At 70.4% G+C, this 24,783-nt stretch carries 17 protein-coding genes and 1 pseudogene; 12 read left to right on the forward strand and 6 right to left on the reverse strand.

Translation table 11 applies throughout. The features are described 5' to 3' along the window. The first annotated feature begins 132 nt into the window (after window positions 1-132). From ACWD04_RS07335 to ACWD04_RS07355, 5 genes are all read left to right on the forward strand, one after another. Window positions 133-1,962, forward strand: coding sequence for a flavin-containing monooxygenase (locus ACWD04_RS07335; protein WP_451129059.1), 1,830 nt, complete (start codon window positions 133-135; stop codon window positions 1,960-1,962). 5 nt (window positions 1,963-1,967) lie between these two features. Then, window positions 1,968-3,635, forward strand: a complete 1,668-nt coding sequence (locus ACWD04_RS07340; protein WP_451129061.1) for a hypothetical protein — start codon at window positions 1,968-1,970, stop codon at window positions 3,633-3,635. Window positions 3,636-3,934: 299 nt separating this feature from the next. Next, entirely contained in the window at window positions 3,935-4,414 is a 480-nt protein-coding gene (locus ACWD04_RS07345) for an Lrp/AsnC family transcriptional regulator (protein ID WP_451129063.1), read from the forward strand. 24 nt (window positions 4,415-4,438) lie between these two features. Then, window positions 4,439-5,128 (forward strand): HAD family hydrolase, encoded by a 690-nt coding sequence (locus ACWD04_RS07350; protein WP_451129065.1) that lies wholly within the window; start codon window positions 4,439-4,441, stop codon window positions 5,126-5,128. A gap of 241 nt (window positions 5,129-5,369) precedes the next feature. After that, window positions 5,370-6,542, forward strand: a complete 1,173-nt coding sequence (locus ACWD04_RS07355; protein ID WP_451129067.1) for a serine/threonine-protein kinase — start codon at window positions 5,370-5,372, stop codon at window positions 6,540-6,542. 9 nt (window positions 6,543-6,551) lie between these two features. Here the strand turns inward: ACWD04_RS07355 and ACWD04_RS07360 are convergent, their stop codons facing one another. Together ACWD04_RS07360 and ACWD04_RS07365 are read right to left on the reverse strand one after the other, a co-directional pair. Next, a complete protein-coding gene (locus tag ACWD04_RS07360; RefSeq protein WP_451129069.1) occupies window positions 6,552-7,544 on the reverse strand; it encodes an aldo/keto reductase in 993 nt (330 codons plus the stop codon). A 51-nt stretch (window positions 7,545-7,595) separates the two neighbouring features. Further along, window positions 7,596-8,516 carry a glycoside hydrolase family 16 protein gene (locus tag ACWD04_RS07365; RefSeq protein ID WP_451129071.1) on the reverse strand — a complete coding sequence of 307 codons (921 nt, stop codon included), beginning with the start codon at window positions 8,514-8,516 and terminating at the stop codon, window positions 7,596-7,598. Between the two features lie 191 nt (window positions 8,517-8,707). Between ACWD04_RS07365 and ACWD04_RS07370 the strand changes: the two genes are divergently transcribed. Both ACWD04_RS07370 and ACWD04_RS07375 read left to right on the forward strand, forming a co-directional pair. Next, on the forward strand, window positions 8,708-9,238 hold the full coding sequence (locus ACWD04_RS07370) for a DUF4232 domain-containing protein (protein WP_451129073.1): 531 nt from the start codon (window positions 8,708-8,710) through the stop codon (window positions 9,236-9,238). 77 nt (window positions 9,239-9,315) lie between these two features. Continuing rightward, a complete protein-coding gene (locus tag ACWD04_RS07375) occupies window positions 9,316-9,942 on the forward strand; it encodes a DNA polymerase ligase N-terminal domain-containing protein (protein WP_451129242.1) in 627 nt (208 codons plus the stop codon). Window positions 9,943-10,376: 434 nt separating this feature from the next. On the opposite strand, the gene ACWD04_RS07380 is transcribed toward ACWD04_RS07375, so the two are convergent. Together ACWD04_RS07380 and ACWD04_RS07385 are read right to left on the reverse strand one after the other, a co-directional pair. Beyond that, window positions 10,377-11,069, reverse strand: coding sequence for a class F sortase (locus tag ACWD04_RS07380; protein ID WP_451129075.1), 693 nt, complete (start codon window positions 11,067-11,069; stop codon window positions 10,377-10,379). A 122-nt stretch (window positions 11,070-11,191) separates the two neighbouring features. Next, window positions 11,192-12,082: a hypothetical protein gene (locus tag ACWD04_RS07385; protein ID WP_451129077.1), complete on the reverse strand. Its 891-nt coding sequence runs from the start codon at window positions 12,080-12,082 to the stop codon at window positions 11,192-11,194. 401 nt (window positions 12,083-12,483) lie between these two features. Here ACWD04_RS07385 and ACWD04_RS07390 point away from each other — a divergent pair. Then, window positions 12,484-12,715: pseudogene (locus tag ACWD04_RS07390) on the forward strand (coagulation factor 5/8 type domain-containing protein); the annotation flags it as partial. A 118-nt stretch (window positions 12,716-12,833) separates the two neighbouring features. On the opposite strand, the gene ACWD04_RS07395 reads toward ACWD04_RS07390, so the two are convergent. Then, the gene (locus ACWD04_RS07395; RefSeq protein WP_451129079.1) at window positions 12,834-15,545 is read right to left on the reverse strand and encodes a cellulose binding domain-containing protein; all 2,712 of its coding nucleotides are present in this window, start codon (window positions 15,543-15,545) and stop codon (window positions 12,834-12,836) included. Between the two features lie 755 nt (window positions 15,546-16,300). Between ACWD04_RS07395 and ACWD04_RS07400 the strand changes: the two genes are divergently transcribed. The 4 genes from ACWD04_RS07400 (at window position 16,301) to ACWD04_RS07415 (ending at window position 22,550) form a co-directional block, all read left to right on the forward strand. Then, entirely contained in the window at window positions 16,301-16,528 is a 228-nt protein-coding gene (locus ACWD04_RS07400) for a type A2 lantipeptide (RefSeq protein WP_451129081.1), read from the forward strand. Window positions 16,529-16,613: 85 nt separating this feature from the next. Continuing rightward, window positions 16,614-17,420, forward strand: coding sequence for an HlyD family efflux transporter periplasmic adaptor subunit (locus tag ACWD04_RS07405; protein ID WP_451129083.1), 807 nt, complete (start codon window positions 16,614-16,616; stop codon window positions 17,418-17,420). After that, complete coding sequence (locus tag ACWD04_RS07410; RefSeq protein ID WP_451129085.1) at window positions 17,417-19,690, forward strand: NHLP family bacteriocin export ABC transporter peptidase/permease/ATPase subunit; 2,274 nt, start codon at window positions 17,417-17,419, stop codon at window positions 19,688-19,690. The genes ACWD04_RS07405 and ACWD04_RS07410 overlap by 4 nt, the downstream gene beginning before the upstream one ends. Window position 19,691: 1 nt before the next feature. Beyond that, window positions 19,692-22,550, forward strand: a complete 2,859-nt coding sequence (locus ACWD04_RS07415; RefSeq protein ID WP_451129087.1) for an NHLP bacteriocin export ABC transporter permease/ATPase subunit — start codon at window positions 19,692-19,694, stop codon at window positions 22,548-22,550. On the opposite strand, the gene tkt is transcribed toward ACWD04_RS07415, so the two are convergent. Then, the gene (gene tkt, locus ACWD04_RS07420; RefSeq protein ID WP_451129089.1) at window positions 22,547-24,727 is read right to left on the reverse strand and encodes a transketolase; all 2,181 of its coding nucleotides are present in this window, start codon (window positions 24,725-24,727) and stop codon (window positions 22,547-22,549) included. The genes ACWD04_RS07415 and tkt overlap by 4 nt on opposite strands. Window positions 24,728-24,783 lie beyond the last annotated feature (56 nt).

A 24,783-nucleotide genomic window follows, 5' to 3' on the forward strand; every position in this document is an offset into this window, starting at 1 on the left:
CCCGGAGGGCCGCCGCTCCCCCGACCCTTTCCGCACCCCCCGGCCGGCATGGCTCCTCGCCGGCCGGCGCCCCGCGCCTCGCCGGCGCGCGGGTCAGCCCGGATCCCACCCCCAAGAGGAATGAGGCCTCGCATGCCGTCCCCCCGCACCTCACCCACGCCCACTGGCCCCGATACGCACGAGCTGGACTTCGACCCCGAAGAGCTGCGGCTGAAGTACCGCACGGAACGCGACCGGCGGATCCGGCCCGACGGCAGCGCCCAGTACAGGCGTGCCGCCGGTGAGTTCGGCTACTACGACGCCGACCCCCACGCCGACCCGCACTTCACACGGGAGCCCTTGCGTGACCAGGTCGACGCGGTGATCATCGGTGGCGGATTCGGCGGCCTCCTCGCGGCGGCGCGGCTGCGCCAGGCCGGAGTCCGTTCGATCCGGGTGATCGAGAAGGGCGGGGACTTCGGCGGCACCTGGTACTGGAACCGGTATCCGGGCATCCACTGCGACATCGACGCCTACACCTACATGCCTCTGCTGGAGGAGGTCGGCTACGTCCCGAAGTGGAAGTACGCGCCGGGTGAGGAGATCCGCGAGCACTCGCAGGCGATCGCACGGCACTTCGACCTCTACCGCGACGCCTGCTTCCAGACCGAGGCCACCGAACTGCGCTGGGACGACAGCGCGTCGGAGTGGACGGTGACCACGGACCGCGGCGACCGCGTCAAGGCCCGCTATGTGGTGGTGTCGAGCGGGACGCTCAGCCAGGCGAAGCTGCCCGGCATTCCCGGCATCGAGGACTTCGAGGGTCACACCTTCCACACCAGCCGCTGGGACTACGAGTACACCGGGGGCGACCAGGACGGCGGCCTGGTGGGACTCGCCGACAAGCGTGTGGCCCTCATCGGGACCGGCGCCACGGCCATCCAGGTCGTACCGCACCTCGGAGCCGACGCCCGGCAGGTGTACGTGTTCCAGCGCACCCCTTCCTCGGTCGATGTCCGCGAGAACCGGCCCACAGACCCGGAATGGGCCAAGTCGCTCACGCCCGGTTGGCAGCGGCGGCGGATGGACAACTTCCTCAAGGTCGTCACCGGCAAGCCGGTCGACGAGGACCTGGTGAACGACGCCTGGACCAGCACGGCCCGTCTGCAGGAAAAGCTCATCCCGACCGATGCCTACGCGGATGTTCCGGCTGAGGAACGCGAACAGGCCTACGAAATCGCCGACTTCCAGAAGATGAACGAGATCCGCGCCCGCGTGGACGCCGTCGTGGAGGACAGCGAGACCGCCGAGAAGCTCAAGCCCTGGTACCGCTACATGTGCAAGCGGCCCACGTTCAGCGACCACTACCTCCAGACCTTCAACCGCCCCAACGTCACTCTCGTCGACACCGCGGACAGTCATGGGGTCGAGCGCATCACCCAGAACTCCGTGGTGGTCGGCGGCGTGGAGTACGAGGTCGACTGCATCATCTTCGCTACCGGGTTCGAGGTCGGCATCTCCGGTGTGATGTCCGGGAAGCTCCCGGTGTACGGGCGGGACGGGGTGTCCCTGCTGGAGTCCTGGGCCCTGGGCCCGAAGTCGCTCCACGGGTTCTACAGTCACGGCTTCCCGAACTTCTTCCAGCTCGGCCCGCTGCAGAACGCCAGCTCCATCAACTACGTGCACATCCTCGACGAACAGGCCACGCACGTCGCCGAGGTCGTCGCCGAGTCCGTCAGGCGCCAGGCGCGGCTCATCGAGCCGACCGTCGAGGCGCAGGAGGAGTGGGTGGCAACGATCCGCCGGAAGGCGCCGAGCCTGCACGCGTTCCAGGCCGAGTGCACCCCCGGGTATTACAACAACGAGGGCAGGCCACGGGCGCGCAGCGAATCCTTCGGCGACGGGCCGGTCGCCTTCCACGAGCTGCTCAGAAACTGGCGCGACGGCGACGGCATGAACGATGTCCTGGCCGGGGCGGAGTGACGAAGGTGCGTGCAACGGACGAGCAGGCTACCGCGTTCCCCAGCAGGTTCGACGGCACCGTCCCGGCGAGCAGCCACCGGTCGGCCCGGAGGCTCAACCCGGCCAACCCGCTGTGGGGGTCCAACGGCATCGCGTTCGGCCCGGACGGCCGGCTGTACGTCGCCGAGTTCCTGGGAAGCAGGATCAGTGCGGTCGATCTCGCGGGGGGTGACCTCGACGTCGTCGTACCGGCGGGCGGGCCGGTCCAGTCACCGGACGACCTCGCCTTCGGGGCGGACGGCTCGATGTACATCGCCGACCTGGTGCCGGGCCGGGTCTGGCGGCGCACTCCGCAGGGCGAGTACTCCCTGGTATGCGACGAGGTGAAGAACCCCAACGGCATCACCTGCATCGGCGACCGGTTGTTCGTCAACGAGATGAAGCCCGAGGGCCGTCTGCTGGAACTCTTTCCCGACGGCGGTGAGCCTGCCGTGCTCACCGTGGGACTCGCCATGGGCAACGCGATGCAGCGCGGGCCGGACGGCTACCTCTACTACCCACACATGATCAGCGAGCAGATCTGGCGTATCCCACCGGACGGCGGTGCGCCCGAGTTGGTCGCGGACCAGGTCGACCGGCCGGTCGCGGTGCGCTTCGACCAAGGCGGTGTACTGCACGTCCTGTCGCTCGGGCCGGAGGGTGGGGTGACCCGCATCGACCTGCACGGCACCGGGTCCAGGACCCTGGTCACCAGTGGTCTGGCGGGACTGGACAACGCGGCGTTCGACGCGGAGAACCGGATGTTCGTCTCCAGTTACGCCAGCGGCGGCATCACCGAGATGCACCCCGACGGGCGGACCCGGGTGATCGTGCCACGCGGCTTCGACGGCCCCTACGGCGTCACGGTCGATCTCGGTGGAACGGTGTACGCCGCCGACCACTACCGGGTCGCGAGTCCCCCGGCCACCGAGCCGGGTGCCCAGGCCGACGACGGTGCGGGCACAGGCGAACCGACCAGTCACGTACTGGCGCCCTTCGCCCACGGCATCGCGGCGCAGGGCGGGCTCCTGCACCTCACCTCGCAGTTCGGGGACGTCCGCACCTACGACCTCGAGCACGGGGCGATGCGGACGCGCTTGGGAGGGCTGGCCCGGCCCATGGGCATCGCGGTGAGCCCGGCAGGTGCACTCGTCGTCGCCGAGACGGGCGGCGGCCGGGTGCTGGCCGTCGCGGAGGACGACAGGGTCACCGTCCTCGCGGAAGGGCTCGGCCGGCCGGTCGACGTGGCCTTCGACGCGGCGGGGCGGTGTTACGTCAGTGACGAGCAGGCGGGTGCCGTGCTCCGGCTGGAGCAGGACGCGACAGCCACCGTCGTCGCTGACGGCCTCGGTGCACCGCAAGGGCTGACGGTCCTGGGCGACGAGCTGTACACGGTGGAGACCGGGCACCGCAGGCTGCGCGCGTTTTCCCTCACCACAGGGGCGAGCTGGACCGAGGCCGAGGACCTGCCGGTCGGTCCTCCGCCGGAGGCCGTGCCCCTCCCGCCGGACGCCGAACCCGCACTGTTCGCCAACGGCCTGCCGGGGCTCGCCCGCCGCTTCGCCGGTATCGCTGCCGCACCGGACGGTTCGCTCGTCCTGTCGGCCAACGGCGAGGGCACTCTGCTGCGGCTGACCCCGTCCGGACCCCGGTAACGGCATCCGGACAGCTCCGTCGCTCTGCCGTGGCACGCGTGCGTGCCACGGCAGAGCGACGGGCCGGTCGGTCACGCCGCAATCGGGCGTGGCCCGACCACCCCCTCAGAGCGTCAAGAGCCCGGCGGACACGCACACGGCCTGATCACTTCGTCGTAGGGCGCGGGTCGACCGCGCCCGTGTCCACGGCCACTGATCCCGCGGGTGCCCCGACGCCGTCGCTCTGCCCTGCCCTGCCCTGCCCTGCCCTGGGTACAGTCGGGCGACCGATCACCGAGCCGGGAGGAGCACAGCCGGACATGGCCGTGGACGCCCTCGACACCCGCATCCTTCGGCTGCTCATCGAGCAGCCGCGCACCAGCGTGCGCGAGTACGCCCGCATCCTCGGCGTGGCACGCGGCACCCTTCAGGCCCGGCTGGACCGCCTGGAGCGGGACGGAGTGATCACGGGCACGGGCCCGGTCCTCTCCCCCGCGGCACTCGGTCACCCGGTACTCGCTTTCGTCCACCTGGAGGTGACCCAGGGGCATCTGGACGAGGTGGGTGACGCACTCGCGGCCGTCCCGGAGATCATCGAGGCCTTCTCCACCACAGGGGGCGGCGATCTTCTGACCCGCGTCGTGGCCCGCGACAACGGGCATCTGGAGGACGTGATCCAGCAGCTGATCCAGCTCCCCGGCGTCGTCAGGACCCGGACCGATGTGGCTCTGCGCGAGCGTGTGGCACACCGGGTCCTTCCCCTGGTCGAGGCGGTGGGGTCGGCAGCGGGCCCCGGCTGATCACCGTCAGGCATGCTGGAGGCCATGAACACCCCGCCCTCCTCTGCCCCGCCCGTCCTCTTCGATCTCGACGGCACCCTCGTCGACAGCGAGCCGAACTACTACGAGGCGGGGCGCCGGCTCCTCGCCCGGTACGGCGTGCGGGACTTCAGCTGGGAGAACCACACCCGGTTCATCGGGATCGGCACTCGCGAGACCCTCACCGTGCTGCGCGAGGAATACGGCATCGAGGCACCGGTCGACGAACTGCTCGCCGGCAAGAACGCCTTGTATCTGGAACTCGCCGGGACTTCCACCACCGTGTTCCCCGAGATGCGCACCCTCGTCGAGCGGCTGCACGAACACGGCGTGCCGATGGCAGTGGCGTCCGGGTCGTCCAGGGCCGCGATCGCCGCCACGCTCGCCGTCACGGGGCTGGACGCCTGCCTCCCCCTGCACGTCTCCGCCGAGGAGGTGGTACGCGGAAAGCCGGAGCCCGATGTGTTCCTGGAGGCGGCCCGGCGGCTCGGCGTGGCGCCTGGCTCGTGTGTGGTCCTGGAGGACGCCGTCCCGGGTGTCCGGGCGGCTCACGCGGCGGGGATGCGCTGTGTCGCGGTTCCTGACGCCTCGGCGACGGTGGACAGTAAGGCGTTCGGGGAAGCGGACTTGCTGTTCCCGGGCGGACAGGCGGAGTTCACCGCTGCCGCCGTGCTCGACTGGCTTTTCCACGGGTGAGAACAGGCCGGTCCGGAACCCCGGTTGGCCGGATCCGTCGCCCCGCGCTCCGGCCGTGCGAGCGGAGGTCCGGGGGACGGATATCCTGATCACGCCGCGCACCCCGACGCACCGTACCGAGGCGATGAGCCCGAGGAGGTCGCCGCCGCGGCTGTCGGAGCGGGCCATAATTCGAGATTGGTGTGGACAGGTGCTGGTTGCTGGACGGTACCGGCTGATATCCCCCATCGGCCGTGGTGGTATGGGTGAGGTGTGGCGCGCCACGGACGAAGTGCTGGGGCGGGCCGTGGCGGTGAAGCTGCTGCTGGGCGACCAGGCCGATGCCTCGTCGACCGCGCGCTTCCGGCTCGAGGCGCAGACGGCCGCGCGCCTGAGTCACCCTCACCTGGTGGCCGTGTTCGACTTCGGCTCCTGGGAGGACCGCTTCTTCCTGGTGATGGAGCTGGTCGAGGGCAGGAGCCTCGGGGATCTGCTGGAGGCGCAGGAGACGGTCCACCCCGAGCAGGTCGCCCGTATCGCCGAACAGGCCGCCGCCGGTCTGGCCGCAGCGCACCGGCAGGGCATCGTCCACCGCGACATCAAGCCCGGCAACCTGATGCTGGACGCCGAAGGGTCCGTGAAGATCGGGGACTTCGGTATCGCCCAGTTCGTCGACGATCCCTCGACGGCTCTGACCACGGCCGGCCACATCGTCGGTACGAGCCTGTATCTGGCTCCCGAGCGGGCCCTCGGCCGTACGGCCGACTCCGCGTCGGACATGTACTCCCTCGGCTGCGTCATCTACCAACTGCTGGTCGGACAGCCGCCGTTCCGCTCGGACACGGCAACCGCGACGCTCTACCAGCACGTGGACACTCCCCCGGTGCCGGTGAGGCAGCGGGGGGTGGACGTCTCTCCCGCCTTCGATTCGTATCTGCTGGGGCTGCTGGCGAAGCAGCCCGAGGAGCGGCCGAGCGCGCAGCAGGTCTCCGACTGGTTTCGCACGGATGCCTGGCGCGGGCGGCCCGAGCCGCTGCCGCAGCACGCCCCGGCAGCCCCGCGCCCCGCTGCCCCGGCCCCGGCTCCGGGTTCCCCGGCCTCCGGGGGCGTGGGGACGTACCGGCTGCCGCAGGCCACCGGTCGCAGACGGGCGGCTCCCGCCCCCCGGGCGTCCAGATCCGCGGCCAGGTCGGCCACGACGCGCCGCATCAGCACGGGTGAGGCCATCCGCCGGCGCCCGCGCGTGGCGAGCGCCGTGGCCGGAACGGTGGCCTTCCTGGCGGCGGTGTACCTGGGTACGATCCTCTTCGCACCGGACACCGGGGCGGCGGACACCCAGGATCCCGGCCCCTCCCCCACGGCCGGGCTCGAGTCGCCCGCGCCGGCCGAACCGACGGCGGGTTCCGCTCAGGGCGGCGACGGCGAGGACGACTGAGCCGTCGGCTCACCAGCGCGGGTGGACCTCCGCGCGGAGGCGGCGGTCGTACAGGTCACGCACCGCGTCCAGGGTGCTCCGGGGAAGCGGCGGGAACTCGGAGGCCGACGCGTTGGCACGGGCCTGCTCCACCGAACGCGCACCGGGGATGACGCTGGTGACACCGGGCTGCTGGATGATCCAGCGCAGCGCGGTCTGCGCCGGGGTGGCGCCCTCGGGAGCGAACCCGGCGAACTCCGCGGCGGCGGCCACGCCGGTCGCGTAGTCGATACCGGAGAACGTCTCGCCCTGGTCGAACGCCTCACCATGGCGGTTGTACGTGCGGTGGTCCTCGGGGGCGAAGACCGTGTCCGCCGTGTACGTGCCGGACAGCAGCCCGGAGGCGAGCGGTACGCGCGCGATGACGCCGACGCCCGCTTCGACGGCGGCCGGGAGTACCTCGTCGAGGGGCTTCAGGCGGAACGGGTTGAGGATGATCTGGACGCTGGCGACGCCCGGTCTGGCGATGGCCGTGAGTGCCTCGGCACACGTCTCGACGCTCACGGCGTAGGCGGCGATCCGCTGCTCGGCGACGAGCGTGTCGAGTGCGTCGTACACGGCGTCGGAGGAGTAGACGGCCGTGGGCGGGCAGTGCAGCTGTACGAGGTCCAGGGTGTCGACGCCGAGGTTGGCACGCGAACGGTCGTTCCACGTACGGAAGTTGTCGAGTACATAGTTGTCCGGGACCTGGTCGCCGCGCCGGCCCATCTTGGTGGCGACGAAGACATCCGCGTCCGGCCGGTCCTTCAGATAGCGGCCGATGAACTGTTCGCTGCGGCCGTCGCCGTAGACGTCGGCCGTGTCGAAGAAGGTGACCCCCGACTCGACGGCGGCGTCGAGGACGCCGAAGGCGTCGGCCTCCCTCACCTCACCCCAGTCTCCGCCGAGCTGCCAGGTGCCCTGCCCTACGACCGATACGTCACGGCCGATCCTGTCGAATGTGCGCTGCTCCATACGGATCATGCTACGTCGGCATGCGGACCGGCGGGGGTGGCCGCCGGTCCGCCTCCGCACTCAGTCGCTGGTGGTCACACGGACGTAGTCGACGACGAGCTCCTGCGGGAAGCTGGTGCTGCCGTCCGGGTCGCCCGGCCAGTAGCCGCCGACGGCGAGGTTGAGGATGAGGAAGAACGGCTTGTCGAACACCCAGGCGTTGCCATTCAGATCCGCGGGTGTCCTTCGCTGGTAGACGGTGCCGTCGACGGACCAGGTGATGGAGTCGGGGGCCCAGTCCACCGCGAAGGTGTGGAAGTCGTCGGCGAAGGCGGCCCCGCCGGGAAGGGTGTAGCCGGCGCCGATGCCGCCCGAGCCGGAATAGCCGGGTCCGTGCAGCGTGCCGTGGACGGTGCCGGGTTCGAAACCGACGTTCTCCATGATGTCGATCTCACCGCTGTTGGGCCAGCCGACGTCGCCGATGTCGGCGCCCAGCATCCAGAAGGCGGGCCATATGCCCTGGCCGCGCGGGATCTTCATCCTGCTCTCGACATGTCCGTACGTCGCGGTGAACTTGCCGGAGGTGTTGAGGCGGGACGAGGTGTACTCGCAGGTCCCGTACCAGCACTGGTAGTTGCCCGGATTCTCCTTGCGGGCCGTGATGACGAGGTTGCCCTGGCCGTCGAGGGCGGCGTTGCTGTTGCCCGCCGTGTAGTACTGCCGTTCGTGGTTGTTGACGTTGTCGCCCGTCTCGGTCTGCCATTTGCCGCCGTCGACGGCGGAGCCCGCGGCGCCGTCGAACTCGTCGGCGAAGGCTACGGCCGCCGATGTCCCGGAAGCCGAGGAGGACGCACCCGTGTGGGGGTCGGGTGCGGCGGAGGCTCCGGCGGGAAGTGCGGTCATGACCAGGGAACAGCAGAGCAGCGAGAGCGCGGTGTACAGCGTCGTACGACGCCTCCCGGAGAGGCGGCGCGCCACGTGGTGGGGGGAAGACACAGTCATCACATCTTTCAGGGTGGGGGATGACAGTCATGCGCATGACACTGTGGCGCCGAGAGGTGAACGCGGGAAGCGCTCACCCCAGGCGTATCTTTCAATATGTGATTTAAGGCAGTGGTCCGAGGCCCGTCAAGGATCTGGTCCGGACCGGGCGCGCACGGGTAGAAGTCACCGCGACGGGGAACGGACAACTCATGCGTATCCGTACCGAAGCAACTCTGCCTGCCGCCCTCGCTCTGGCTTTCGCCCTGCTGACCCCGGCCGGCGCCGCGACAGCCTCCTCCCCCACCGCCGCGCCGCCTCTCCCCACGTGCGGGGAAAGCACCTTGAGGGTCACCGCGGCGGCCTCCGACCAGCCCGGTACGGTGCGGATCAGCCTCACCAACAACGGTCGGCAGGCCTGCGTCGTCGACCGCGTCCCCACGGTCGTCTTCGGCGATCTGGACGGCCCCGCCCTGCCGGTGCCCGACGGTGAGAGCGGTCCGTACCGCCTGCCGGCCGGCGGTTCCGCCTACGCCGCGGTGCGCACCCTGGACCCGGCGGCCACGGAGCTGCGGGTCGTGGACCGGCTGACGGTCGCCGGGGATCCCGCCCACAGGGGGCGGACGTTCGACGCCACCTCGCTGGGGGCGCCGGACGGGATCCGGGTCTGGGAGCCGGTGACCACCTGGTGGCACCGCTCGATCGCGGCGGCCGACGCGGCCCTCGAGCGCCACACCGACTGACCGGCCCCTCAGGCTGGCCCCCGCGACGACCGCCGCCGTGCGGGGGCCAGCCTGCGGCGGCACAGTGGAGGCATGGACTGTGCGGGGCCGCGCGGTCTCGACCCGGGCAGGCGCGCACCGTCCGACCGCATCCGGCGGAAGGATCTGGCGTGGACAGCGAGAGCACACGGCATTTCGTGGTGCAGATCCACGACGCCCGGCGCATGCATTTCGACTTCCGTCTCGAGGTCGACGGCGTCCTGAAGTCCTGGGCCGTGCCCCGTGGCCCGTCGGACAACCCGAGCGACAAACGGCTGGCCGTGCCGACGGACGACCATCCCCTGGAGTATCGCGAGTTCGAGGGCGTCATTCCGCAGGACGAGCAGGGAAGCGGCACCGTGATCGTCTGGGACCAGGGCACCTACCGCCCGACCAGTCACGACCTCGCGGGCGCACCCGTCCCGTTCGCCGAGTCGCTGGAGCGCGGTCACGCCACGTTCCGGCTCGACGGGGCCAAGCTGCACGGCGAATTCGCACTCACCCGCTTCCGTATCGACGACGAGAACGGGACACCAGGACCGGAAGCGTGGCTGCTGATCAAGGCCGACGACCGGCAGGCAGTCCACGACCGGCCGGGCACCCCCGACCCGCACCACGCACGCTCGGCCCGCACCGGCCGCACACTGCACCAGGTCGCCGTGGCGGAGCGGGAGAGCGCCCGCTGACAACTCACGGAGCGGGGGCCGGTGCTCCCCCGCTCGCGAGGCCCCCACCAGTACCTGGGCGGAACCCGGGAAGTTCTCCAGCTCGTCGGCCGACCACGTAGGGGGCACACTCGCGGGACGAGTCCCAGGACTGGCCCCGGGCGGCCCCCGGAACGCACCACGCCATGCACAGCCGGTCCGCCGGCGTCGGCCGCAACTCCTCCAGGCGCGTTGCCGGCAGAGCTGCGGGCCTTCCGCGAGGCGCAGGGCGACCGGGGCGCTCCAGCCGTGATCGCTGAGCTCGGCGGTCCAACGGAGGAGGGCGGCGACCGCCCGGCCCGTCCGGCGAGTCCCATGCCTCCTGCGGCAGCAGTCGCCGGCTCAGCCTTCTCGCCGGCCGGCAGCCGGGGCGCGGCCGCCCGCTCGGCAGGAAGGGTGGGCCCTTTCAGCCCGCCTCAGGTGTTCGTGGTGGAGGCCAGATGGGCGAACACCACCACGTTGTCCTCGTAGTCCTTCTTCTTCCTGTCGTAGACACCGCCGCAGGTGATCAGCCGCAGCTGGGCCCTGCCGTTGTCGGCGTACACTCGCTCGTCAGGGAAATTCTCCTTGCTGAAGGTCTCGACCGAGTCGACCTTGAATGTGGCGACGGCGTTGTCCCGACGGAGGATGTCCACCGTGTTGCCCGCCCTGAGCGTGCTGAGCAGCAGGAACACGGCGGGGCCGGCCTTGGTGTCGACGTGCCCGGCCACCACCGAGGTGCCGCGCTCACCGGGGGCGGCTCCGTCCTTGAACCAGCCAACCAGATTCTCCTCGTTCGCGGGCGGGGCATCCAGCTGCCCGGACGGCCCGATGGACAGTGGCGTGAAGGGGGCGTCGACCGCGATCGACTTGATCCGGATCCGCTCGGGCTCGGACCGGGGCAGCCCCAGCGAGGGGGCGGACGCGGATGCCGACGGGGTCGGCGAGGCAGGTTTCGAGGGCGCGGGAAGGGACACAACCGCAGGGGGGGCCGGCGGGGCGCCCGCCGACGCGTCGAGGGAGTTGTAGACGAGGAGGAAGCCCAGCCCCACCGCCACGACGGGCCACAACAGGGAGCGGCCGAGGGCAGGGGAGGCGGGGTCTGGATCGGACGGCTGCGGGGCGGCCATGCGCATGCTGCCTTTCGCGTAACGAGGGGCACGGACGGCTGTACGGGTAAATCGACGTGGCCACCGCCCCGGGGATGGGGGCGGCGGCCACGACGTGGTTCATTCAGCGGTGCGGGACACCGTCAGGCGGCCGCGGCACCCGAGGCGTTGCGGCGGCGCAGCTTGTACGCGACGGCACCCAGGCCGCCGAGCATCAGCACCGAGCCCGTGGCCAGGCCGCTGCCGGAGAGCGCCATCGCTCCACCGCCGGTGTGGACGCCGCCCTCGGGCTTCTCGTGCTTCCAGGTCTGCTCGCTGTGCCCGGAGCTGCCGGAGCCGGACTCCTTGTCCTTCTCGTTCCACGACTCCGGCTTGTCACCGTGGTCGTTGCTGCTGGAGCCGGACTCCTTGTCCTTCTCGTTCCACGACTCCGGCTTGTCGCGGTGGTCGTTGCTGCCGGAGCCGGACTCCTTGTCCTTCTCCCAGTCGTCCGCCGACGCACCGGCCAGCGCGCCGCCACCGGCGTGCACACCGCCCTCGGGCTTGTCGTGCTTCCACGATTCCGGCTTGTCGCGGTGGTCGTTGCTGCCGGAGCCGGACTCCTTGTCCTTCTCCTTCGACGACTCCGGCTTGTCACCGTGGTCGTTGCTGCCGGAACCGGACTCCTTGTCCTTCTCGTTCCACGACTCCGGCTTGTCACGGTCGTCATTGCTGCCGGAACCGGACTCCTTGTCCTTCTCCCAGTCGTCCGCCGACACACCGGCCAGCGCGCCGCCACCGGCGTGCACACCGCCCTCGGGCTTGTCGTGCTTCCACGATTCCAACTTGTCACCGTGGTCGTTGCTGCCGGAGCCGGACTCCTTGTCCTTCTCCTTCCACGACTCCGGCTTGTCACGGTCGTCATTGCTGCTAGCGGAGGAGCCGCTGTCCTTGTCCCAGTCGTCCGCCGAGGTCACGGCGTATGCGGCAGGGACGGAGACCGCAAGGACCGCCGTGACGGCGGCCGATGCGAACAGGGTGCGGGCAGAGCGCATGGATACACAGTCCTTTCGTCACTCCCGCGCCGGCCGGCTGGTTGTCGGCTCATCGAATCACGGGTGCGACGTGCTCCACCGTCAGCGGAAATCCGGCGCGGCACCACTCGGGAAGGCCGCATTCGAGCTACGCCCTGGGCTCATCGTGTGACACGGAGCCGAATGTCACCCGTTGGGCGGCACGCCACGCCGGGGGGAGGTTTGGACAACGACGATCAACGGTGTAAAGGGCCTGTGCGGTGATCGCAGGATCACGCCATGAACGACATCGCACCGGCACGGCTGCTGCTCCCCCGGCCGCAGGAGGCCTGACGGCCCGCCGGGACCGCCCCGCCTGCATGTGCGGAACCGGGCAGCGCGGGCCGGGTCACCACTGTGACCCCCGGCGAGCACCGCTGAACAAGGTCGACGACTCGGTCACCACCCACGAGGGCTGGGGCATGGGCGGCTACTGCTACTACGACGTCGACCGACGATCCGCCAGCAGCACGGCTTCCAGGCCCCGGTGAAACGTCGTGTCCCTCGCGGCCAGGGCCGGTACGAACACGACATCAACACACCGGGGCTCCGACATCCGGTACGTCGGCCATTCCGTCCCAGGTGGTCTCCTTTCCCGGAGCCGGAATGAGATGAGCGGAGTCGGCTCATCGGACGGAGCGTGGCCCGGCGGTCGCTGCCGGGCCCGCGTCGGCGTCACGTCCCGAAGGTGCTCCGCAGGTACGCGGGCAGTTCCGGGCCGGCGCGCCAGGCGTCAGCCGACAGCGCAGGATTCACCGTCCAGCGTGAACCCGTCCGGCTCGGCGCTGCCGCCCGTCGACGTACCGGTGAAGCCGAAGCCCGCCGAGGAACCGGGCGCAACCTTGCCGTTCCATCCGACGTCCGTCGCGGTCACCTTCGCCCCGGCCTGCTGGTGGGAGGCGTTCCACATCTGAGTGACCTTCTGGTTTCCCGGGAAGGACCAGCCGAGCTGCCAGCCGTCATAAGCGGTTCTGCCGGTATTGGTGACCGTCACCTCGGCCTGGAAGCCGTCGGACCACTGGTTGGTGACCGTGTACGTCACCGAGCAGTCGGCCCCCGACGGCTCCCCCGGATCCGGATCGGGATCGGGATCGGGATCCGGGTCCGTGCCCCCTCCGTCGGTGTCCGAGGACTCACCCACCTGGATCCCCCGGCCGTTCGTGGAGACATACACCCGGCCGTAGACCCGCGGGTCTCCGGTGATCGCCGCACCGGTCCAGGCCCACTGGTGCGCGTCGTCGTTGAGACGCGTCCAGTTGGCGCCCCCGTCCGTGGAACGGAAGATGCCGCGCACCCCGCCGATCTTCGCGCTGACGAAGACGGTCTGGTACGAGGCCCCGGTGGCCGCCTTGCCGAAGCCGACGCTGTCGGCCTGTTCCACGCCGGAGAACTTGGTGAAGCTCGTACCGGAGTCGGTGGAGCGCCAGAGCCCGTACGCACCCGTCGAAGCGCCGCCCGCGAACCAGATGTCGCCCTCCGTGCCGGGCAAGGCCTTGAAGCGGACGTTGCCTTCGGCCGGGAGCCCGGTCGCCTTCTCGGCGAACGTGGCTCCGCCGTCGGTCGACACGTAGAAGCTGCCGGCCTTGAATCCGTAGAACTTCTTCGGGTTCTTCCGGTCCGACTCGACCGTTGCCCCGGCCGGGATACCGGCGGAGGCGGTCCAGGAGTTGCCGTAACCGGTGGTGTGGTGGACCGCCGCACCATCCGGGCTCCAGACGAAGCCGCTGCCGTCCGCCGCGGCGGCGACCGTGCCGCCGCCGGTGACCCCGGAGGGCTCGGAGCCCTGGAACCAGTTGGCGCCGTTGTCGGTGGAGAAGCCGATGTGCGGAGCGGCGTCGGCGTTGCCGACCCGTACGACCGTTCCGGGGGACGTCTCCGCGAAGTCCAGGCTGGTGGTCGAGTCCAGGTTCGGAGAGGTGAACATCATGGCGGGCACCGCGTCGAGGTCCGTGTGCCGGAAGCCCCCGATGTCACCGAGCGCGCTCAGCAGCGGCGCGCCGGAGGGCGGGCTCGCCAGGTCGTTGACGGCTGTCTCCTCCAGCCCCTTCACCATGGGCGTGATCTTGAACTGGCCGCCGGAGTCCCAGGACCTGAGGTTCTCGGTGCCGTAGACCGTCGCCCCCGTGCCGTACATCATGCGGTTCGAGTCGAACGGGTCGATCTCCAGGGACTCCGTCATCCAGCCCAGCTTGGGTGCGGTCTCCGGCGGGGACGGGTCAGCTCCCCAGCTGAGCCAGGGCACGGAGGAGACGTCCAGCGTGTACCGGTTCGAGCGGTTCGGGTAGCTGGTGTAGTCCCACGCCTGTGTCCAGGTCGCACCGCTGTCCGTGGAGCGGAAGATCTGGGTGTCGGGCCACCAGGAGCTGTAGGCGGTGGCCATGAGGGTGCCGGGCTTCTGCCGGTCGACGGAAAGGCCGCTGAAGCCGTAGTAGGTGTCGGCCTCCGCGACGGGGCTGACGTCCGTCCACGCGCCGGACTGCGTGTCATAACGCCATATCCGTCCCTTGCCGCCGTCGTACGGGCCGCCCGTGTCGCTCAGCGTCAGATAGAGGTAGCCCGTCGACGCGTCGAGGACGCCCTTGTGCGCGAGGTATCCGGTCGGCTGGCCGGCGATCCTGGACCAGGTACTACCGCCGTCCGTGGAGCGGTAGACGGTGTTCTCCTTGTCGGCGACCCCGACATAGATGTCCTGGGTGGCGCTGGCCTCGCTGCCGGAACGTTCGTCGAAGGTCACCCAGCCGATGCCCTGGTTGTCGTTGCCGTATCCGCTCGTGTCGGACGGGTCCTGCGCGTAGTTGCCGGGGTTCGGGAAGGCGGTCACCTCCGACCAGGTGACGCCCGAGTCGGTGGACCGCCACAGCCCGTTGCCGCTGGGGGCGCCGAGGTACAGCACGGAGTTCTTGTTCGGGTCGACCGCGAGCCGCTCCCCCATCCCGCGTCCCGGCATGTTGCCGCCGAGCTTGAAGGGCAGCGTGGTCGCCTTCCACGAGGCGCCACGGTCCGAGGAACGCAGGACCGCTCCGTTCGTCGGGTCCCAGCTGTTGGTGTACGTGCCGACGGCGGCGTAGACGTTGTCGGGCTCGGCCGTGTCGGAGGCGAGGCTCACCACCCCGGACCAGCCCCAGCGGTCCCAGTCCACCCAGTCCAGCAGCGGTGCCCACTGCTTGCCCGCCTGGTCCCAGCGGTAGGCCCCGCCGATGTCGGTGCGTGCGTATGCGAGGTTCTTCTCGGACCGGTTGAAGACGATGCCCGGCACGAAGCCACCGCCGTCGATCCGCGCGTTCTTCCAGGTGTAGGTGTCCGCCGCGATGGACACATCCGCCGCTTCGGCCGCGGCGGGCCCTTCGTCCGGGCGTGCCACTGCCGGGGTTCCGGTGACCGATAACCCGGCGGTGAGGGCAAATGCCGCCAGTAGGGCGGCGACTGGTCTGGTGCTCAAGCGCACGGAAACGTCCTCTCCGAGCTGGACCACCGCAGAGCGGCGGTACGGGGCTGACACAGAGATGGGAGCGCTCCCATGAGGCATCCCGATGGTAGCGCCGCGTGTCGGCGGAGAGAAGGGTGGCGCAGCCGCTTCGCCGGATGAATCGGAGTCACCCCACCCGCCTTCCGCACGACGGGCACACCGTCCACGATTGCCACGGCGGGGGGCACATATTCTCCACGTATCCGGGGGGTGCGTGACACGGTGAACACTCGGGTCCGGAAACGTTTCATAAGTGCGCCAACGATTCGCGGCCGGCACACGAACAAAAGAGAGCCCCCCTCAGCTTTCGCCATGATGTGAATACCGATACGTTCCGAACTCCGCCCGGCGGCCCGCGTCACCCGCACCTGAAATTACAGGGGCAGCCCGACCGCGGAAACCTGCACACGGCGTGCGCACACCGGTCACCGGATCAGGAACAAAGCGCCAGGTCCAGGCCGCCTCATGGGGCGATTGGGGCGGGAGTGCCCCACTTGGGGGGGGCGTGAGGTTGCGACGACGCAGAATTCATCCGGTGAAGCTCGTGAAGGATCTGCCGCCACGAAATGAACGCTTCTGCACGTAAGTCGATTCAGGTGCGCTGATAAACACAGATCCGCCGCAGTCCGATTGGCTGCACGAGGTACAGGCGTGCTTTGATCCTGGGCCATACGGAGGCCGCGCCACTGGGTTTCCGTATATAAGCAATTTCCATACGAAGGGCAGCGCTCATCATGAACTACACCCCCCAGGTCGCCACCGCCGAGATCTCCGACGCCGACCTCGACAACGTCTCGGGCGGCCTCGTCGGCGGCGTGCTCGGCAACGCGACGGGCACCGTCGAGGGCATCGTCCCGGTCGCCGGCGTCGTCGGCTCGGCCACCGGACTCGTCGAGTCCGCCACCGGCGTGAACACGGGCGCGGTCACCGGCCTGGCCTCCGGCCTGACCGCCGGTCTCTGAGAGACACGGCAGTACCCCACCGAGCCCCGGGACCGATCGGTTCCGGGGCTCGGTGCCGATCGCTGACAGGTGAGGAAAGAGTTCAGTGCAGTTCCGCCAGCAGGCCCTTTCGAAGCTGCAGTCGCCCGAACAACTCGATCTTCCGGTGCGCTTCGCCCGCCCGCAGGGTCTGCTCGTCCTCTGTGTCACGGTCGCCGTGATGGCCGCCGCCTGTTTCTGGGCCGTGACGGGCTCCGTCGCCAGCACGCTCGACGCACCCGGCATCCTCACGCATTCCCGCGGCAGTTACATCCTGCAGAGTCCGGTCGCGGGGCAGATCACCGAGGTGCTCGCCGACGAGGGCGAGACCCTGCCCCGGAACTCCCCCCTGCTCAAGGTCCGTACGGAGCAGGGGGAACGTGTCGTCCGTACGATCGACGCGGGCCGGCTCACCTCGGTGACGGCCACGATCGGCGCGGTGGTCACCACCGGCGCGGACGTGGCGAGCGTCGAGCGGATCGACGGCGCCGACGATCCGCTGGTCGTCCTGCTGTACGTGGCAGGGAGCAGTGCCGCTTCGGTCCCGGTGGGCGCCTCCGTCGACCTCACCGTCCAGTCCGTGCCCGCCCAGCAGTACGGGGTGCTGCGCGGCCAGGTGGCCGCGGTCGGCAGGTCCGCGCAGACACAGCAGCAGATCACCCGCTTCCTCGGCGACGCCCAGCTCGGCGAACAGTTCTCCAGGCACGGAAGGCCGTTGGCGGTCCTGGTGAGGATCGAGCGCTCGGGCTCCACGAAGTCCGGCTACCGGTGGTCCTCAGCCGCCGGCCCCCCTTACGCGATCGGCTCCATGACCTTGGCCACCGGCTCCGTCCGTCTCGCCGACCAGCGCCCGATCGATTGGCTGCTCCCGTGACCGCACCGCATCCCTCCCCCACCGCCCAGCAACTGCCGGCTCCCGGCCGCGGCCGGCACCGCCCGGAAGGATCTTCCAACAACAGGCGCCGGCCGCGTGCCGCGCCGAAGCCCGGGCGGGCCCGGACCGTGCGCACCCCCACCGTGCTCCAGATGGAGGCGCTGGAGTGCGGTGCGGCCTCGCTGGCGATGGTGCTGGCGCACCACGGCCGCCATGTGCCGCTGGAGGAACTGCGGATCGCCTGCGGGGTCTCGCGTGACGGCTCACGGGCCAGCAATGTACTGAAGGCCGCCCGCAGTTACGGTCTCCAGGCCAAGGGCATGCAGATGGAGCCCGCGGCGCTCGCGGAGGTCCGGGCGCCCGCGATTTTGTTCTGGGAGTTCAACCATTACGTCGTGTACGACGGCATGGGGCGCCGTCTCGGACGGCGGGGCGTGCACATCAACGACCCGGACAAGGGGCGCCGGTTCGTGCCCACGGAGGATTTCGACACCAGCTTCACCGGGGTCGTCCTCATCCTGGAGCCCGGCGAGGGCTTCCGGCGTGGCGGCCGGAAGCCCGGGGTCATGGCCGCGCTGCCGGCCCGGCTGCGCGGGACGACGGGCACGATGCTGGTCGCTCTGCTCGCCAGCCTGCTGCTGGTGGCCGTCGGGGCGGCACTTCCGGCCCTGAGCCGTACCTATATCGACATGTTCATGATTGGCGAACAGACCTCGCTGCTGGGCGTGCTGTTCGCCGCGATGGGCAGCATGGTCGCCCTCACCGTCGTACTGACGTGGTTGCAACAGGCGAATCTGCTGCGCGGGCGCATCATCTCGTCCACGCTCAACAGCGCGCGCTTCTTCCGGCACCTGCTCCGGCTGCCGGTCACCTTCTTCTCGCAGCGCAGCCCGGCCGACCTGGTCCAGCGGCTCCAGTCGAACGACGCCGTGGCCGAGACACTCGCCCGGGATCTCACCGCGGCCGGTGTGGACGGCATCGTCGTCCTCCTCTACGCGTTCCTGCTGTGGACCTACGATCCGCAGCTGACAGTCATCGGGGTGGGGATCGCGCTGCTCAACGTGGTCGCGATGCGCATCGTCGTACGGATGCGGGCCGTCGGCACGCAGAAACTGCGGGCCGACAGCGCGCGGCTGACGAACACCTCGTACACCGGTCTCCAGCTGATCGAGACGATGAAGGCCACGGGCGGCGAGAACGGGTACTTCCGCCGGTGGGCCGGTCAGCACGCGGCGACGCTGGAGGAGCAGCAGCGCCTCGGGGTGCCGAGCGCCTGGCTGGGCATCGTCGCTCCCGCTCTCGCGACGCTCAACAGTGCGCTGATCCTGTGGATCGGCGGGCTGCGGGCCGTCGAAGGGCACATCTCGATCGGTCTGCTCGTCGCCTTCCAGGCGCTGGTGACCCGCTTCACCGCGCCCCTCACCCGGCTCAACGGGGTGGCGGGCCGGGTCCAGGACTTCGCGGCCGATGTGGCCCGTCTCAAGGACGTCGAGAACTTCCCGGTCGACCCGCTGTACTCCCGCCCCGAGCCGGCCGCGAGCACCCGTCGGCTCAAGGGCCATGTGACGCTGGAGGACATCACCTTCGGCTACAGCCCGCTCGACAAGCCACTGCTCACCGGCTTCTCCCTGTCCGTGGGGCCGGGGCAGCAGGTGGCGCTCGTCGGCGGTTCGGGCAGTGGCAAGTCCACGGTCTCGCGGCTCATCTCGGGGCTCTACAGCCCGTGGGAGGGCACGATCCGCATCGACGGGCAGCGTCTGGAGGACATCCCCCGGGGGGCGCTGGCCGCGTCCGTGTCCTTCGTCGACCAGGACGTCTTCCTCTTCGAGGGGACGGTCCGGGACAACGTGGCGCTGTGGGACCCCTCGGTCCCGGACGAGGCCGTGGCCGAAGCCCTGCGGGACGCCGCCCTGTACGACGTGGTGGCGCGCCGTCCCCGTGGCATCCACAGCCGGGTGGAGCAGGACGGCCGCAACTTCTCCGGCGGGCAGCGTCAGCGCCTGGAGATCGCCCGGGCGCTCGTGCGCCGCCCCAGCATCCTGGTCCTGGACGAGGTCACCAGCGCGCTGGACGCCGAGACCGAGCGCGTCATCATCGACAACCTGCGGCGGCGCGGCTGTGCCTGTGTCGTGATCGCGCACCGGCTGAGCACCGTGCGGGACAGCGACGAGATCGTGGTCCTGGACCACGGGACCGTCGTGGAACGCGGCCGGCACGAACATCTGGTGGCCGCCGGGGGCCCGTACGCCGATCTGGTCAGGGAGCACTGACGTGGCATCCGTACATCCTCTCGCGGGCACGGAGGCGCACGGGCAGGACCCGGTCATCGGCGCTCTGGGCGGGCTCGGCGAGCCGGTCGCCTGCACCGGGCTGCGGAGCCTGTCTCTGGAGGGGCCCCAGGTGCTGTGGCTCGTCGTGGGCGGCGCCCTCGACCTGTTCGCCGTGGACGCGGTGGAGCAGGGGCACTGGCACTTCCTGGGCCGCCTCGAACCGGGAACGCTGGTACTGGGCCCGGTCGAGGGCCCGCAGCACACCCTGGTCGGCCGGCCCCTCCAGGAGTGCGTGCTGCGCCGGATCCCGCTGCGTGAGCTGTACCGGCCGGAATACGCCGGACAGGGGGCGTACGAGGGGCAGTACCGCAGCCATTACGACACCGGGGACGCCTCGCTGAGTCTGCTGGAGCACGCTTTCTCGCTCGGTGTGGGCCGCAGTCAGCGCGTGCTGTTCGAGGCCCCCCTGGACGGGCGGACCACCCTCGACGAAACGGTGGGCGACGACGACATCCTGTGGCTTCCGGTGTCGCCCGGCAGTGTGCAGTACGGCGCGGCGTTCAGCGCCGAGGCCCTAGGTGATCTGCTCGTCGAACCGGCGATGTGGCAGGGGATGGTCAATCAGCAGTTCCGCCTGTTGTCGGCGCTGGACCGCTGGATCGAACAGCTGGAGCGCGCGCACGAGGACCGGACCGCGGCCGGGATGAAGGCGGGCGAGGCCGTCCGCAAGGAGGCCGACGAGGCGCTGCTGACGTCGATCGGCCGGTCCGGGAGGGGTGCGTCGCCCACGACGGGAGCCTCGGACGACGCGGTGTACGCGGCCTGCCGTCTGGTGGCCCGGGATTCCGGGATCGTCCTCGCGGAACCCGCGACGGGCGGCGCGGTGAGCGACCGGATCGACCCGGTCGAGCGGGTCGCGGTCGCTGCGCGCATCCGCACCCGCGCGGTGCGGCTCCAAGGGCGCTGGTGGCGGGAGAACTCCGGCCCGCTGGTGGGTAACCGGGCCGCGTCCGGGGCGCCGGTCGCCCTGCTGTGGCGCCGGGGCCGCTACGAGGCGGTCAACCCCCTGACCGGGCGGCGCAGCCGGGTCCACAGCACGTCGGCCGAGGAATTCGGGGAGCGGGCCGTGATGTTCTACCGGCCGCTGCCCGAGAAGCCGTTGGGGAAGTGGCAGCTGCTGCGCTTCGGCCTGTACGGCACCCGGGGCGACCTGCGGAGACTGGTGCTGGCGGGTCTGGTGACGGTCGCGCTGGGTTCACTGGTGCCGATCGCGACGGGCAAGGTGCTCGGCGTGTACGTGCCGAACGCCCGGACGAGTCTCATCGTGCAGGTCTCCCTGGCCGTGATCATCACCGGTGTCGTCTCGGCGGCCTTCATGCTGTTGCAGAACCTCACGATCCTGCGGATGGAGGGGCGGATCGAGAGCACGCTGCAGCCTGCGGTCTGGGACCGGCTGCTGCGGCTGCCGACGAAGTTCTTCACAGAGCGCTCCACGGGGGAACTGGCAAGTGCGGCCATGGGAGTCAGTGCCATTCGCAGGGTGCTGTCCGGCACCGGCCCGGTCGTGGTGCAGGCGGGCACGCTCGGGGCGGTGAATCTGGGCCTGCTGCTCTGGTTCAGCGTCCCGCTGGCGCTCACGGCCGTCGCGATGCTGGTCGTCATCGCCGGAGTGTTCCTCACCATGGGCATGTGGGAGCTCCGCTGGCAGCGCCGGCTGGTCGAGCTGGGGAACAAGCTGAACAACCAGGCGTTCCAGACACTGCGGGGGCTGCCGAAACTGCGCGTCGCGGCGGCGGAGAGCTTCGCGTACGGGGCGTGGGCCGGGGAGTTCGCCCGCAGCCGTGGGATGCAGAAGCGGGCGGGCCGGATCAAGAACCTGACGACGGTCCTCAACGCGGTGTATCTGCCGCTGTGTTCGCTCATCATCTTCGTCCTGCTGGCAGGCCCGGCGCGAGGTTCCCTGACGGCCGCCGAGTTCCTGACCTTCAACACGTCCGTGACGATGCTGCTGACGGCCGTCACCCAGCTCACCGGCGCGTTCGTGTCGGCCGCGGCCGTGCTGCCGATGTTCGAGCAGATCAAGCCGGTGCTCGACGAGGCGCCCGAGGTGCGCGGCGCCAGCACGCAGCCGGGCACGCTGTCCGGGGAGATCGAGGCCAGGGGAGTCTCCTTCCGCTACTCCGACGACGGCCCGACGGTCCTCGACGAGGTGTCGCTGACCGTACGGCCGGGAGAGTTCGTCGCGATCGTGGGCCCCAGCGGCTCCGGCAAGTCGACGCTGCTGCGGCTGCTCATCGGCTTCGACAAGCCGATGTCGGGCAGCGTCCTGTACGACGGTCAGGACCTGACGGCGCTCGATCAGGCGGCGGTGCGACGGCAGTGCGGGGTGGTCCTGCAGAACGCCCAGCCGCTGTCCGGATCGATCCTGGACTGCATATGCGGCGCCGAGGTCTTCACCCAGGAGGAGGCGTGGGAAGCCGCCGCGATGGCGGGTCTGGCCGAGGACATCGAGCGCATGCCGATGGGGCTGCACACGATGATCTCCGGCGGCGGCTCGATCTCCGGGGGGCAGCGCCAGCGGCTGATGATCGCCCAGGCACTCGTACGGCGGCCCCGCATCCTGTTCTTCGACGAGGCCACCAGCGCGCTGGACAACGAGACCCAGCGCACGGTGATCGAGAGCACCAGGTCTCTGCGGGCCACCCGTATCGTGATCGCGCACCGGCTGTCCACCGTGATGGACGCCGATCGCGTGATCGTCATGGCGGACGGCCGTGTCGTCCAGGAGGGGCCGCCCGCCGAGCTCCTCGCGGACACGACCGGGCAGCTCCATGAACTGGTACGGCGGCAGATGGGCTAGGGCCGTCGTCCGCCCGGCCTGGGGGGCTCCACCGCATCGCGGATGCTTGCGCGGGCGGCCGTGGCGACGGCGGCGGCGGTGATGCCGAACTCCTCGTACAGCCGCTCGTAGGCAGCTGACGCGCCGTAGTGCTCCAGGCTGACGATCCGGCCGGCGTCGCCGACCACCTCGCGCCAGCCCTGGCCCACGGCGGCCTCGACGCTGACGCGGGCGCGCACGTCCGGCGGCAGCACCTCGTCCTGGTAGGACAGCGGCTGCTCGGCGAACCATTCGCGGCAGGGCATCGAGACCACGCGTACGGCCAGCCCCTCGTCGACCAGCAGTTTGCGGGCGTCGAGCGCGATCTGGACCTCCGACCCCGTCGCCACCAGGATGACGTCGGGGGCGGTTGCGGGGGCCTCCACCAGGATGTAGGCACCGCGGGCCGCTCCCTCGGCGGAGGCATGGACGCCGTCGGCGCGGTCGAGCACCGGAAGGTTCTGCCGGGTCAGGACGAGACCGGCGGGGCGGTCGGTGTGCTCCAGGATCGTCCGCCAGCAGGTGGTGGTCTCGTTGGCGTCGCCGGGGCGCACGACGTCGAGTCCCGGGATCGCACGCAGAGCGGCCAGGTGTTCGACAGGCTGATGGGTGGGGCCGTCCTCGCCCAGTCCGATCGAGTCGTGGGTCCACACGTAGGTGGCGGGAAGTTTCATCAGTGCGGCGAGTCGGACCGCGGGACGCATGTAGTCGCTGAACGTGAGGAACGTGCCGCCGTAGGGGCGCGTGAGGCTCTGCAGGGCGATGCCGTTGAGTACGGCGCCCATCGCGTGTTCACGGATCCCGAAGTGCAGGGTCCGCCCGTAGGGGCCTCCCGCGAACTCGGTCGTCTGCCGGTCGGCGGGGACGAAGGAGGGCTCGCCGTCCATGGTGGTGTTGTTGCTGCCTGCGAGGTCCGCGGAGCCGCCCCACAGCTCGGGCAGAACCGGTGCGAGAGCGGTGAGCACCTGACCGGACGCCTTACGGGTGGCCATGCCCTTCGCGTCGGCCGGGAAGTCCGGGAGGGCAGCGGTCCAGCCCTCGGGCAGTTCCTGCTCCCGCAGCCGGTCCAGCAGGGCTGCCCGCTCCGGTTCGGCGGTCCGCCACTCCTCGTAGGTCCGCTGCCAACGTTTCCGGGCGTGTGCGCCCCGCTCCCCGACGGCCCGGGTGTGGGCGAGCACCTCGTCCTCCACGGGGAAGTACGCCTCGGGGGCGAAGCCGAGGAGCCGCTTGGTGCCGGCGACCTCGTCGTCCCCCAGGGCCGCCCCGTGGGCCTTTCCGGTGTTCTTCTTCGTCGGGGCGGGCCATCCGATGATCGTGCGCAGCATGATCAGCGACGGCCGGGACCGCTCCGCCTTCGCCGTCCCGATCGCGGCGAGCAGTGCGTCGACGTCCTCGACGTAGTCGCCCGTGCGAGTCCAGTCCACCGTCTGCACGTGCCAGCCGTAGGCGGCGAAGCGGGCCGGGACGTCCTCGCTGAACGAGATGTCGGTGTCGTCCTCGATGGAGATGTGGTTGGAGTCGTAGAAGGCGATGAGGTTGCCTAGCCGTTGATGGCCGGCCAGGGACGCGGCCTCGGACGCGACGCCTTCCATCATGTCGCCGTCGGACGCCAGCACGTACACGTGGTGGTCGAACGGGCTGGTGCCCGGCGCGGCGTCCGGGTCGAGCAGTCCCCGCTCCCTGCGAGCGGCCATGGCCATTCCCACGGACGAGCCCATCCCCTGGCCGAGCGGACCTGTGGTGACCTCGACGCCTCGGGTGTGCCGGTACTCCGGGTGGCCCGGGGTCGCCGAGTCCCAGGTCCGCAGCGCCTTCAGATCGTCCATCTCCAGGCCGTAGCCGGCCAGGTAGAGCTGGATGTACAGCGTGAGGCTGGTGTGGCCGCAGGAGAGGACGAAGCGATCTCTGCCCAACCACTGGTCGTCTGCGGGGTCGTGCCGCATGACCTGCTGGAACAGCAGGTAGGCGAGCGGCGCCAGGCTCATCGCCGTACCGGGATGGCCGTTGCCGGTCCTCTGGACGGCGTCGGCGGCGAGCACCCGTACGGTGTCGACCGCCCGCAGGTCCACGTCGCTCCAGCCGGCCCGCTCGGCCAGCGGCCGGGCGATGCCGGGGTCCCGGGACGCGGTGCTGCCGGAAGAGGATCGTTCGGGCGCCATGGTGTTGTCTCCCTCGGATGTCACTTCTCGGGTACGACGGGGCCGGGCCGGTGCGG

The organism is Streptomyces sp. NPDC002911 (assembly GCF_053591835.1).